We start from the raw sequence: 12,353 nt of genomic DNA, 5'->3' as shown, positions 1-12,353 counted from the left end.
AAAGAAAAGTGGTGCTGGGCGTAATCAACTAGCACCAACTTTGTCTACAGTCTGACGGTCCGGAGAATAGTATTCTCCGAACCGTTTTTATTTGCCAAGCATACTCTGTATCTTCTTTACTCGCAGATCAGCACTCCGCCCTTATCCGCAGATGCTGCCAGCTTTGAATACCTCCTCAGATATCCAATGGCGGGCTTTGGCTCGAATTTCCATTCTGCGCGTCTCTTTGCAAGCTCCTCATCGCTTACATGAAGTGTCAGTTCCTTCTTGTACACATCGATAGTAATCTCATCTCCATCCTTTACAAGAGCAATTGGGCCGCCTGCTGCTGCCTCCGGGGATACATGGCCTACGAAGCAGCCGTTGTTGGTGCCTGAGAAGCGTCCGTCTGTCACCACGGCAGTGGTCTTGTTCAGGCCCTGGCCGTAGAGCATCTTTAAGGGCTGGTACATTTCTCTCATGCCCGGACCGCCTTTTGGTCCCTCATAGCGGATGATGACGACATTGCCGGCCTTGATCTTTCTCTGACGGATGGCCTCTGTGCACTCCTCCTCGGAATCAAAACAGATAGCAGTTCCCGTAAAGCTTCTGGCCTCCTCCGCGATGGCCGCAGGCTTTGCAACGCCTGTGTCAGGAGCCAGGTTTCCCCTCATGATGGCCAGGCCGCCCAGGGTGCTGTGCGGATTGTCCAGAGGACGGATGATCTCAGGATTGGGGGCGTATGGGTTTTTGTAGCCCTCCAGGTTCTCCCCCAGGGTCTTGCCGGTTACGGTCATGACATCCAGCGCCAGGCTGTCCTTGATCACCTTCATCACCTCCGGGATACCTCCTGCCTTGTACAGATCCTCGCTGTCATACACAACGCTTGCAGGGCTGATCTTTGCAATATGGGGGATCTCATCGCTGATCCTCTCAAATTCATCCATGATCATGGCAGGATCCATGCCCAGCTCATAGGCAAGGGCGCAGGTATGGATGACTGCATTGGTAGAGCCGCCTGCTGCCATAAGGATGCGGATCCCATTGCGGATCGCATCTAAAGTCATGATCTGACGGGCTGTAATGCCTCTCTTTACCAGCTCCACGATCTTCTCACCGCTCTGAAAGGCGGAGCGCAGGCGCTCATTGTAGAAAGCCGGGATCAGAGCGGAGCCTGTCAGGCTCATGCCCAGGGCCTCTGCCTCGCAGCACATGGTATTGGCTGTACCCATGAACTGGCAGGAGCCGCAGGTAGGACAGGCAACCGTGGTAAGATTCTGGAGTTCCTCATAAGTCACCTTGCCTGTCTGGTACATGCCGATGGCCTCGGTTATGGTGGTGGAATCAGACTTCGTCTTGTGGGCAAATGGCGCTCCTCCTGCCATACAGCCGCCAGCCACAAAGATGGCCGGTATATCCAGTCTTGCCGCAGCCATGAGCATTCCCGGTACGATCTTGTCGCAGGAGCCTAAGAGTACCAGTCCGTCCAGCTTGTGGGCCTGGGCCTGGATCTCAATGGCATCTGCAATATTGTCCCTGGACGGCAGGGCATAGTTGTTGCCAATATGTCCCGTTGCCACGCCGTCGCAGCAGGCGATCACGCCAAATTCCGCCGGAGTTCCCCCTGCCCGGTAGATCCCGTGCTTGATCTGCTCTGCCAGCTGGCGCAGATTGGTGTGGCCCGGAACCATGTCATTAAAGGAATTGGCAATGCCGATGATCGGCCTGTCCAGGTCGTCGTCAGAGTAGCCGCAGCCCTTCCAAAGGACCTTGTTTGTCAGCATGTCATCGTCATTAAAATGTCCGTATCTCTTTTCTTCCATGTGTCAAATCCCCCTGTATACTAGTGTACTGTCATTCCTAGAATATCATTTTTTCAACAATAATTCAACAATATCGCAGTAATCAGTTGATTTTTTCAGGGGGCTTTTGTATGATTAATACAAAAATAAGCTGCTTCGGGACAACCAGAGATCTGATCCGGGGCAGTATGCAGCAAGGAGGCTTTACTATGATCTATACAGAGAACATCATTCCCTTTGAAAACCGTATGGGTGGAAAAGGTACCGGAGAACTTCACATCGTGATGGAGGATGCAGAGCTTGAGGGACGGGCAAAAGCCCTTTTAACGATTGTGCTGCACCCGGAAAGCTCCATTGGATGTCATGAGCATAAGGGTAATATGGAGATCTATTATGTCTTAAAGGGCGAAGGCATTTTCACCCTGAACGGGGAATCCTCTCCCATCCATGCAGGCCAGGCAGGCAGCATGAAGCCCGGAGACGTCCATGGCATCGAGAATACGGGAAGCGAAGATATGGTAATCTCCGCCGTTGTGTTATACGAATAGGCTTCCGGCAGAACACAGCGGAATTGAAGGAAAGAAGAGAAGATTCCAAGCACACATAAAATGAGTGCTCTCGGAAACTCTTTGTGCCCAGATTTGTGTGCAGCCGGAGGAAAATCAGCCGCAAAGATGGGTACAGGGGAGGTTTCGGGAGTGCTAAAAATAAAAAGAGAGGTTTTTATGAAGAAATTAGGCTTTGGAGGCATGAGGCTTCCCCTTAACAATCCAGAGGATCCCAGGGATTTTGATTTTCCCCAGCTTTTCTCCATGGTAGACAGCTTTTTAGAGCAGGGCTTTACCTACTTTGATACAGCTTACATGTACCACAAGTATCAGAGCGAGACCGCCTTTCGCAAGGCCCTTGTGGAGCGCTATCCAAGAGACCGCTATCTTCTGGCTGACAAGCTCCCATTAAGCCATTTAAAACAGGCAGAGGATATGGAGCGCTATTTCAATGAGCAGCTGGAAAAATGCGGGGTAACGTATTTTGACTACTATCTGCTCCACAATATGACAAGGACCTATTATAAGACAGCCGCACAGCTTGATGCATTTTCCTTTATAAAAGAAAAAAAGGCCCAGGGAAAGGCCAGACGGATCGGCATGTCCTTCCATGCCGACGCAGAGCTTTTGGATCAGATATTGACCGAACACCCTGAACTGGAATTTGTCCAGCTCCAGCTAAACTACATTGACTGGGAAAGCCCCAATATCCAGTCCCGCCTGTGCTATGAGGTCTGTCTGAAGCACAAAAAGGACGTGATCGTCATGGAGCCTGTGAAGGGCGGCACATTGGCAAATGTACCGCAGGAGGCCGAGCAGCTCATGAGGGCCTATGCCCCTGACAGCTCCCCTGCCTCCTGGGCTATCCGCTTTGCCGCCAGCAAGGAGGCTGTCATCATGGTGCTCTCAGGCATGTCCGATCACAGCCAGCTTCTGGACAACACCTCCTATATGAGGGAGTTTATCCCCTTAAATCAGGAGGAAACCGATATTATCCACAAGGCGACCGATATTATCAACTCCAGTATCGCCGTTCCCTGCACTGGCTGCGGCTACTGTCTGGAGGGATGTCCGAAGAACATCGCCATCCCCCAGTATTTTGCCCTCTACAACCAGTTTAAACAGTTTGGTGAGAAATCCAACTCCCGCTACTACTACGGCAACTACAAGGACACCCATGGAAGGGCCGGCGACTGTATCGGCTGCCGCAAATGCGAGACCATCTGCCCACAGCATCTGCCTATTTCAGAGACCATGAAAACGCTCTCCGGATTATTTGACGAAAAGTCCCAGTAGGCTTTGGCCCTTTTAACGCAGCCTCATTCCAGCCCGCAGCAGGCGGAAGGTTCTGTCTGCTGCACTGGAATACAGCTCCTCGGAGCGGTCCAGCGCCTCCTCAATGGGCATAGCCCCGTTTATGGTCGTGACAATACTGTCAATACCGAAGTCAAAGATGGTCTCCGCCTTATCTCCCATACCTCCCACAATGGCTACCACAGGAATATTCTTTGCCTTGCATCTTGCTCCGATACCGCTGGGGACCTTTCCGTAGGCTGACTGCCAGTCCATCCTTCCCTCTCCGGTGATCACCAGATCCACCCCGTCCAACAGCTCATCAAAATGGATCAGATCCAGCACCGTATCAATGCCGGATTTCATGCCCGCCTTCAGGAACACGCAGAAGGCCGCTCCCAGTCCTCCGGCTGCGCCTGAGCCTGGGATCCCGTCCACATCTACTCCCAGCTTTTCCTTTATCAGGGCCGCATAGCGAACCATGCCCTTTTCCAGCACATCCAGGATCTCCGGCGTGCCGCCCTTCTGCTTTCCAAAGGTGTAGGTCGCTCCTCTGGGTCCTGTCAGAGGATTGTTCACATCACACATAACGGTAAACCGTGTCTCTGCCACAGCAGGGTGGATACCGGAAATGTCAATATCTGCCACCCTTATCAGATCCCCGCCCTTTCCTTCCAGCTCCTCGCCTCTCTCATCCAGGAAGCGCACGCCTAAGGCCTTCATAGCGCCCATGCCGCCGTCATTGGTGGCACTGCCTCCAATGGCGATCGAAATGCTGCGGCAGCCCCGGTCTAAGGCCGCCTTTATCAGCTCTCCCGTTCCATAGGTAGTGGTGTTAAGAGGATTGCGCTTTTGGGCAGGCACCATGGGAAGGCCTGAGGCTGCTGCCATTTCAATGATGGCAGAGCTTGCCCCATTTTCCACAAATTCCCCGTAAAAGGACTCCCTCTCCTCCATCAAAGGCCCATGGACCATCACCTTCTGCAGCTTTCCGTTCAGAGCCAGGATCACCGCGTCAAGGGTTCCCTCTCCCCCGTCTGCCACAGGCACCCCGGCCGTCTCACAGCCCGGAAATATGCGCTCTGCCGACTCCTTTAAAAGAGCGGTGATGCGCTCTGAAGACAGTGTTCCCTTAAATGAATCTGATGCAAATAAAAATTTCATGTTTCCCCTCCTTACAGCATTCGCTTTCATACCTTTATTCTATCGGAGCTGAAATGGAAATTCAATGTTTTACAAACCATATTTTATGCATTTTTATTGTTCTGACGAACAATATCAATCATTCTCCAGCTCTGCCTTCACATCGCGGAAAAACAGCAGCGCCATGTACAATACCGGGGCCTGGTTCACGATCCGCACATCATGGCCTGTGAGCTCCTTCAGCTTCTTTAATTTGTAAGTCAGGGTATTCTTATGCATGTGAAGGCTGTCCGCCGCCCTCTGAAGAGAGCCCTCCGCCTCAAAATAGGCTTCTATGATCCCCATCCACTGACACAGCTCCTCATAGCCGCAGCATTGGAACACCTTGCGTATATATTCCAGCTTCACTCCCTCTGCCACATCCCCGGTAAACAGCTCCAGAGTCACCCCATCATAGGTCTGCACCTCTTTCGCTGCCATTCTGGCGGAACGCCAGGCCTTGTTCGCCTGACCATAGGCCATATGGATGTCAGAGCTTTTCCCATCTATGCCCACGGCCATGGACACTCCTGTCCTCTCCTCCACCCGCCGGCAGATGTGCCCGGCAAGCTCCTCCAGCTGGTCATCCGTCCCTTTCCGGACAAGAAGGATCTGACGGCCTGCATTCTTAAGTATCAGGCAGTCCTCCCCTGCTGCAAGGGCTGTCTCCCGCTCCACCTGCTCCAACGCTTTCTGCCCCTGAGCCGTAGCACCGTACTCCTCCAGATGTCCCGGACTCACTACCATAACGCGCCTTGGCAGAGAAATGTCAATTCCCAGCCTGAAGCCCCGTTCTGCCAGCACCTGGGGCTGCATAAGTCCGTCCCCCAGCACCCAATCCTCCAAAAAACGGGCCTCAACGCGCTCACCCATCCGGCGCTCATCCTCCCGGACATTTTCACGTATGAGGATCTCCACCATTTTCTTTACTACCTGACCATAGCCCGCTACCTCCCCATAAGGCCCGGTGATCCCAATGACCCCTATGGCCTTTCCCTCGTGAAAAATAGAAAGGTTGACACCCTGCCTTGCAGTGGCTGTAGCCTGGCTTTCCGAAATGCAGAGCTCTGTGATGCCCTCCTGCACCATCCTGGCTGCGGCTTCGTGAATAGTGCCCACCCTGGACAAGTCCGTGCTGGCGATCACTGCCCCCTGCTCATCCATCAGATTGATATTCTGCTTTACCACTCTGCCGATCTCCTCTACAATGGCCTGTGCAGCCTGATGAGACAGGCTGAATACTTTGCCGCTCCCGTTTTCCGGCCCTTTCCCCATATGTGCCTCCTCCTTCCATCGAAAAAGAATGCTGCACCCCATCATTGCAAGGTGCAGCATCTTATAAAGGATTCCAGTTTTAATAGATCGGATACTTCTCGCAGAGCTTTGTCACCTCAGCCCTGATATCATCTGCCTTGTTCTCAAAGTCCGTAGCTGCCAGCCAGATGCACTCTGCAATCTTCGGCATATCCTCTTCTTTCAGCCCTCTGGTGGTGATAGCCGGAGTGCCGATGCGGACGCCGGAGGTCACAAACGGGCTTCTGGGATCGTTTGGAACAGTGTTCTTGTTCAGGGTGATGAATACCTCATCGCAGCGGTTCTGCAGCTCCTTGCCGGAAATGTCCATGCCGCGCAGATCCACCAGCATGAGGTGGTTATCTGTGCCGCCTGTCAGGATCTTAAAGCCCTGCTCCTCCAGTGCCTTTGCCAGTGCCTTTGCATTGAGCACTACCTGGTGCTGGTACTCCTTAAACTCTGGCTTTAATGCTTCTCCGAAGCAGACAGCCTTTGCTGCGATCACATGCTCTAAGGGGCCGCCCTGTGTCCCTGGGAAGATCGCCTTATTGAAGTTGAACTTTTCCGCTGCCTCTTTATTTGCAAGGATCAGGCCGCCTCTGGGGCCTCTTAAGGTCTTGTGGGTAGTGGTGGTGACTACGTCTGCATATGGGATAGGACTTGGATGCTCGCCGGCTGCCACCAGGCCTGCGATGTGGGCCATATCTACCATCAGGTATGCTCCAACCTCGTCCGCGATCTCACGGAAGCGCTTAAAATCAATGGTTCTTGCGTATGCGCTGGCGCCTGCCACGATCAGCTTCGGCTTGGCCTCCTTTGCCTTTCTCTCCAGTTCGTCATAGTCAATAAAGCCCTCGTCATTGACTCCGTAAGGAACAATGTTAAAATACAGTCCGGAGAAGTTGACTGGGCTTCCATGGGTCAGATGACCGCCATGGTCCAGATTCATGCCCATAACCGTATCACCCGGCTTTAACATGGCGATAAATACGGCCATATTTGCCTGTGCTCCTGAGTGTGGCTGTACATTGGCGTAGTCGCATCCAAAAATCTTCTTTGCGCGCTCAATTGCAAGTGTCTCCACCACATCCACGCACTGGCAGCCGCCGTAATACCTCTTGCCGGAATACCCTTCTGCATATTTGTTGGTGAGCACAGTGCCCATTGCCATCATAACCGGCTCTGATACGATATTCTCAGAAGCGATCAGCTCCAGATTGCGTCTCTGGCGTGCGCACTCCGCCTGAATGGCCTCGCCCACCTCTTTGTCATAGCTGGTTATAAAATCCATCACCTGATTAACCATTGTCCTACCCATCCTTTCCTGCGTGTCTGTCTGTATAGCTTTCTTTTGCGTTATTATACATGATACCTATTAAAAATGCAAGCCGCGGCAGGCTGAATCATGCCTTAATGCCCCTCTATATTGTCCCCGCCTTCCTTTCCATACACCTCGATCTGCGTCAATGCGGGGAAGGGCGAGGGATCCTCCGCCTTGATCAGTGTTCCCAGCTTTATCCAGGTAATTCCGCGATGCACAGCGGGAATGCTGTGGGGATCGCAGCTCTTTTTCAGCCCAACCGTCTGGCTGGCGCCGTCAGAATAAGTAAATGTCACCTGCTCCCACCAGTTGTCATGGGGGAAATCTACCCTAGTATACAGTACGATCCGGTCAATATCAACAGGACGGCCAAATTCCAGCGTCAGCTCCGCATCGTCCCTTTTGTTGATCCCCCAGGACTCATAGGGCCATGTCCCGTGGGAGAGGTTCGCCACCACGCCGTCAATGGCATTGCGTGCCGCAAACACAGCCTCCCCCCGCGTCTCCACATTAGCCCAGGCATGGGGATAGCAGCCGTGCTCCCCGTGCTGGTCTATGGTATTTTTCGCCAAGTTCCGATAGCCCAGCTCCCAACTCTCTGCCCTGCGCAGGGTCAGATAGTGGCGCTCTCCCTCAAAGGCTTTTGGATTGTAGGAAAAACGCTTCTCTCCAAAGGGAATGTCATAGACAAGCTTCTCCTCCGTCATATATACCAGGGCCTCATCCAAACAGTCGTCCAGGCGGATCACATAAAATGCTCCCGGCTTCTCCATCTTGAAAAGGAGCTGATCCCCCTCCTCATACCGGCCTTCCCAAGCGAGAACCGCCCGGCTCTCCCCAAAGGCCTCCGCCTTTATCTGACCGTTTTTTCTCATTACCTGAATTCTATTTTCCATTTCTGTTCTCCTTTCAAATATCTCCCTGTTATTGTCCTGCACCTTCCCACGGGTGCCGCTGCTGTGTGCCTGAGGGTATCACCGGAACTTCCAGGCCTTCACCACCACCTGCAGGTTCCTGTTTCCATTGTATTCATTGACTGATGGATAATAAATGATATCCATCTGCCTGTGTCCCCTCATCTCCTCCATAAATTCATCGCCCTCCGTAAACACGATCCCATCCATGGCAAAGCCACGCTCATTTGCCAGGCTAAGCCGTACCACATTGCGGTTGCGGCCCATGACTCTCGCGCTGCGGATGGCCATGGCTTTCTGGGCAAACTGGGGCTTTTCGTTTCCCTGTCCAAAGGGCTCCAGGTATTCCAGCTCCTTCACAAAGGACTCCGTAATATACTCAAAAGGCATGGCCACATCGATCCAGAGCTTTGGGATGAAATCTTCTTCTGTGAGCTTTTCCTCTGCATTGGCATTCAAACGGCGGCGGAACTCCTCCACATCCTTCTCCTCCAGGGAAAATCCAGCTGCCATGGGATGGCCGCCGAATTTCAGCAGCAGATCCTTTACCTCCACTAAGGACTGGAACATGTGATAGGCCTCAATGGAACGCCCGGAGCCCTTGACGCAGCCCTCCGAGCGGGTCAGGATAAATGTCGGCTTGTGGTAGCGCTCCCGTATACGCCCTGCAATGATGCCTGCCAGAGATTCATGACAGTCAGGCAAAAATACTGTCAGCACCTTGTTTCCCATGTAGCATTCCTCCACCAGGGCGGAAGCCATTTCCACGCCCTCCTGGGTCATGTCTTTTCTCTGGTCATTTAAGGCTTTCAGCTCATCTGCCAGGCGGTCTGCTTCCTCCTCCTCCCTGCTTAACAGCAGGGCCACTGCCATCCTGGCTGTCTGAAGCCGTCCTCCGGCATTCAGACAGGGCCCCAGCACAAAGCCGATATGATAGGCCGTGATGGCCGAGGGGTCCAGAGCATTCTTCTCTATCAGCTTTTTCAGCCCCAGGTTCTTTGTAAATGCCAGACGTTTTAACCCTTCCTTTACCACGATCCTGTTCTCGTCCTTTAGCTTCATCACATCCCCCACTGTGGCGATGGCGGCCAGCTCCAGCATATCCAGCCATTCCTTTTTCGGGACATTCCACTCCTCATAGAGCACCTGGATCAGCTTGTAGGCTACCATGGCCCCGCAGATCTCACTGAAGGGATAGCGGCTGTCACGGCGCTTTGGATTCACAATGGCGTCTGCCGGAGGAAGAAGCTCCTTTCCCCCTTCCTCTGTCTGGATGTCGTGATGGTCTGTTACCACCACTGTCATTCCCAGCTCCTTTGCCCTGGCGATCTGGTGGATAGCAGCGATACCGTTATCACAGGTAAGTATCACCTCCACCTTGTCTGCAAAGGCAGCTTCTATGATCTGTTCATTGATGCCGTAGCCGTCCTTGATGCGCTCCGGTATCACATAATCCACCTTTGCCCCGATCCGCTGCAGTGCCAGATACAAAAGGCAGGTGGAGCAGACTCCGTCAATATCATAGTCTCCCACAATTCGGAGAATGCTTCCCCTTTTGACCGCTTCCCCCAGTATTCTCACAGCCGGCTCCATGTCCGGCAAAAGGCGTGGATCATAAAGCTCCGAAAGCCCCCCGGACAGATATTTCCGGAAGGCCTCCTCCCCCTCAATATCCCGGTTCCTTATGATCCTTGCTGTCACCGGGCTTATATGGAACTGCTCCGCCAGTCTGTTAAAATCCGCTTTTTTTGCATGGAGCATCCATACAGCTTCTGTCATTTTCATTTATGCTCTCTTTCTGTCATGTTATATTTGCCGTAACTGTTCAGTAACCTCACAGTTACTATTTGTCAAAGCATTTCCCCACAATACTGCCTGCGGCTGCCGGAAGGATCCAGCCCAGCCCTGCGCCATAGCCCGGCAGAAGGGAGAAGGCCTGTTCAATAAGCGGGATGGAAATGCCTGCCTGATCCAGCGCGTAGACAATGCTCAAAATGCCGGTAAACAGCACCGTCCATCCATAAACTCCCCGCCCTGTTCCCACAAAACGTTTTAAGAACGAGAGGATGATCAGCACGATCGTCACAGGATATAAGGCATTCAGCACCGGAACAGAAACCTTTAATATGCGTTCTAAACCTGCACTTGAGATAAAAAGGCTGATAAGCGCAAACAACACGATCCAGGCCCTGTAGCTGATCCGGGGGAAGCGGATGGTAAAATACTCGCTGCAGCTGCTTAAAAGCCCTACACAAGTGTTTAAACACGCCACAAAGAAGGTAATACCCAATATTCCCCTTCCAGCCGATCCAAAGAGGCTCCCGGCAGCATAGGTCAGGATCCTGGCTCCGTTGGCATTGGCACCTGCAGACTGTCCCACAGGGGCGCCGATATAAGCCAGAGCGCTGTACACAAGCATCATCAAAAGCCCTGCAAATATGCCTGCCTTCACCGTTTCCCGCACAATTGCAGCCTCCTGGCGTATGCCCTTTTCCCTGATATTCATAGCGATCACGATCCCAAACACAAGGGCTGCAATGGTATCCATCGTCTGATATCCTTCTAAAAATCCGCGCACAGCCGGGCCGTCCATGTAAGCAGGCCCCGGCTTACCGTAAGGCCCCAGGGGCCAGAAAATGCAGCCTGTAAAGATCACTGAGATCAGGATCAGGAGCGTTGGACAGAGGATCTTTCCCAAACACTCTGTCAGCTTCTCCGGCCGGAGGGCAAGCACTGCTGCCAGCAGAAAAAACAAGGTGGAATAGCCTAACTGGGCAAAAAACCGTATCATTCCCCCCTGTCCCCCAAGGGAGATCCCCAGGGAGGACAGCGCCGGTATCACTGTCATCTCAAAGGAAGTGCTGGCAGTCCTTGGAATCGCCAGAAAGGGACCGATGGCAAGGTAGAGCACAAGAATAAATGCGGATGCAAAGCCCTTTCCTACCCGCCCTGCCAGCTCATGAAGGCCTCCTGCCAGAGCCACTGCTGCCACGCCCATCACAGGAAACCCCACTGCGCTTATAAAAAAGCCGCCCATGGCCCGCCAAGTAAGACTTCCTGCCTGTGCAGCTAAAAAAGGCGGAAAAATCAGGTTCCCCGCCCCAAAAAACATGGAAAACAATGTAAAACTTACGAAAAGAAGATTCTTCACAGACAATCTCTGTACCGACATCTACACCCATCCCCGCTTTATCGCATCTGTATCTTTCATTCCTCTTCCCCCGTTCCATGATATCACATTTTCACAGCTGTTTCAATTTTTTTCCAGAAAGTAGCGGAAGTTTTGTAACAGTTCAGACGGCTGCCGGGAGGGCGGCTGGCGCTCCGGTTTCGGACATAAGAAGCACTAAGACACCTGATTTTTCCTAAAAGCCAGAGCAGCATCAACGCAACTCGCTGCGCTCAAACAATCATTGATGCTGCTCTGAACGTAAAAACCAGCTGTCTAAGAGCTTCTAATGTCCTGCAAAGTCGCTCCAGTCGCCCTCCCGGCAGCCGTCTGAACTGTTACGAAGTTTCCAAAAAAATAACACAAATTTTTTTCAAAAAACTGTTGACATTCTTCTTTTAATTCGCTATAATAGTTCTTGCGTTGTTGAGGAACACAAAACAACAGCATGCGTCAGTAGCTCAGCTGGATAGAGCATACGGCTACGGACCGTAGTGTCGGGAGTTCGAATCTTCTCTGGCGCAGTGAAAAGAGCCTTGATTTTCAAGGCTCTTTTGTTTTATCGAAAACCAACGCCACAAGGGGCACCTTCCATAAAGGAAGATGCCCCTTGTGCTGTCCGCTCTATAGCTGGGCCGGCGGGATTCGAACCCTCGAATGCAGGAGTCAAAGTCCTGTGCCTTACCGCTTGGCGACGGCCCAATATTCAGCGCCCAGCGGACAATTAAAACGCCAATATATAATACCACAGAATCCGCCGCTTTGCAAGCCCCGGCTGTTTGAGTTTGAGAATTTGAGTGTAGGTTTGTCAAACATTTGTTACACTGACTGCAAATAATTCTTTAGCACCTG

General features: G+C 52.5%; 9 protein-coding genes and 2 tRNA genes. 3 read left to right on the top strand and 8 right to left on the bottom strand.

Annotated elements, in window-relative coordinates:
* Nucleotides 1–116: 116 nt before the first annotated feature.
* Nucleotides 117–1,802 (bottom strand): dihydroxy-acid dehydratase, encoded by a 1,686-nt coding sequence (gene ilvD, locus LIZ87_RS21020; RefSeq protein ID WP_227149093.1) that lies wholly within the window; start codon nt 1,800–1,802, stop codon nt 117–119.
* A 110-nt stretch (nt 1,803–1,912) separates the two neighbouring features.
* On the opposite strand from ilvD, the gene LIZ87_RS21015 reads away from it, so the two are divergent.
* Together LIZ87_RS21015 and LIZ87_RS21010 are read left to right on the top strand one after the other, a co-directional pair.
* Entirely contained in the window at nt 1,913–2,329 is a 417-nt protein-coding gene (locus tag LIZ87_RS21015; RefSeq protein ID WP_178315676.1) for a cupin domain-containing protein, read from the top strand.
* Nucleotides 2,330–2,506: 177 nt separating this feature from the next.
* On the top strand, nt 2,507–3,625 hold the full coding sequence (locus LIZ87_RS21010) for an aldo/keto reductase (RefSeq protein WP_227149092.1): 1,119 nt from the start codon (nt 2,507–2,509) through the stop codon (nt 3,623–3,625).
* A gap of 12 nt (nt 3,626–3,637) precedes the next feature.
* On the opposite strand, the gene LIZ87_RS21005 is transcribed toward LIZ87_RS21010, so the two are convergent.
* From LIZ87_RS21005 to brnQ, 6 genes are all read right to left on the bottom strand, one after another.
* Entirely contained in the window at nt 3,638–4,786 is a 1,149-nt protein-coding gene (locus LIZ87_RS21005) for a glycerate kinase family protein (protein ID WP_178316422.1), read from the bottom strand.
* A gap of 114 nt (nt 4,787–4,900) precedes the next feature.
* Nucleotides 4,901–6,079, bottom strand: a complete 1,179-nt coding sequence (locus LIZ87_RS21000; RefSeq protein WP_178316423.1) for a CdaR family transcriptional regulator — start codon at nt 6,077–6,079, stop codon at nt 4,901–4,903.
* Nucleotides 6,080–6,158: 79 nt separating this feature from the next.
* On the bottom strand, nt 6,159–7,403 hold the full coding sequence (gene glyA, locus LIZ87_RS20995) for a serine hydroxymethyltransferase (RefSeq protein ID WP_227149091.1): 1,245 nt from the start codon (nt 7,401–7,403) through the stop codon (nt 6,159–6,161).
* Between the two features lie 104 nt (nt 7,404–7,507).
* Nucleotides 7,508–8,314, bottom strand: a complete 807-nt coding sequence (locus LIZ87_RS20990) for a carbohydrate-binding protein (RefSeq protein WP_227149090.1) — start codon at nt 8,312–8,314, stop codon at nt 7,508–7,510.
* 78 nt (nt 8,315–8,392) lie between these two features.
* Complete coding sequence (recJ, locus tag LIZ87_RS20985; protein WP_227149094.1) at nt 8,393–10,111, bottom strand: single-stranded-DNA-specific exonuclease RecJ; 1,719 nt, start codon at nt 10,109–10,111, stop codon at nt 8,393–8,395.
* A 64-nt stretch (nt 10,112–10,175) separates the two neighbouring features.
* Nucleotides 10,176–11,504, bottom strand: a complete 1,329-nt coding sequence (gene brnQ / locus LIZ87_RS20980; RefSeq protein WP_178317337.1) for a branched-chain amino acid transport system II carrier protein — start codon at nt 11,502–11,504, stop codon at nt 10,176–10,178.
* Nucleotides 11,505–11,951: 447 nt separating this feature from the next.
* Here brnQ and LIZ87_RS20975 point away from each other — a divergent pair.
* A tRNA-Arg gene (locus LIZ87_RS20975) sits at nt 11,952–12,025 on the top strand.
* A 106-nt stretch (nt 12,026–12,131) separates the two neighbouring features.
* On the opposite strand, the gene LIZ87_RS20970 is transcribed toward LIZ87_RS20975, so the two are convergent.
* A tRNA-Gln gene (locus tag LIZ87_RS20970) sits at nt 12,132–12,203 on the bottom strand.
* Between the last annotated feature and the right edge of the window lie 150 nt (nt 12,204–12,353).

This window comes from Lacrimispora sp. 210928-DFI.3.58 (genome assembly GCF_020554865.1).
Lineage (GTDB): Bacteria > Bacillota > Clostridia > Lachnospirales > Lachnospiraceae > Enterocloster.
The sequence above is the reverse complement of the archived record's forward strand: the minus strand, read 5'-3'. Positions and strand labels throughout refer to the sequence as shown.

Excerpts from the sequence above, each read along its gene's own strand:
- ilvD (WP_227149093.1), bottom strand. The coding sequence starts at position 1,802 with ATGGAAGAAAAGAGATACGGACATTTTAATGACGATGACATGCTGACA.
- LIZ87_RS21015 (WP_178315676.1), top strand. The coding sequence starts at position 1,913 with ATGATTAATACAAAAATAAGCTGCTTCGGGACAACCAGAGATCTGATC.
- LIZ87_RS21010 (WP_227149092.1), top strand. The coding sequence starts at position 2,507 with ATGAAGAAATTAGGCTTTGGAGGCATGAGGCTTCCCCTTAACAATCCA.
- LIZ87_RS21005 (WP_178316422.1), bottom strand. The coding sequence starts at position 4,786 with ATGAAATTTTTATTTGCATCAGATTCATTTAAGGGAACACTGTCTTCA.
- LIZ87_RS21000 (WP_178316423.1), bottom strand. The coding sequence starts at position 6,079 with ATGGGGAAAGGGCCGGAAAACGGGAGCGGCAAAGTATTCAGCCTGTCT.
- glyA (WP_227149091.1), bottom strand. The coding sequence starts at position 7,403 with ATGGTTAATCAGGTGATGGATTTTATAACCAGCTATGACAAAGAGGTG.
- LIZ87_RS20990 (WP_227149090.1), bottom strand. The coding sequence starts at position 8,314 with ATGGAAAATAGAATTCAGGTAATGAGAAAAAACGGTCAGATAAAGGCG.
- recJ (WP_227149094.1), bottom strand. The coding sequence starts at position 10,111 with ATGACAGAAGCTGTATGGATGCTCCATGCAAAAAAAGCGGATTTTAAC.
- brnQ (WP_178317337.1), bottom strand. The coding sequence starts at position 11,504 with ATGTCGGTACAGAGATTGTCTGTGAAGAATCTTCTTTTCGTAAGTTTT.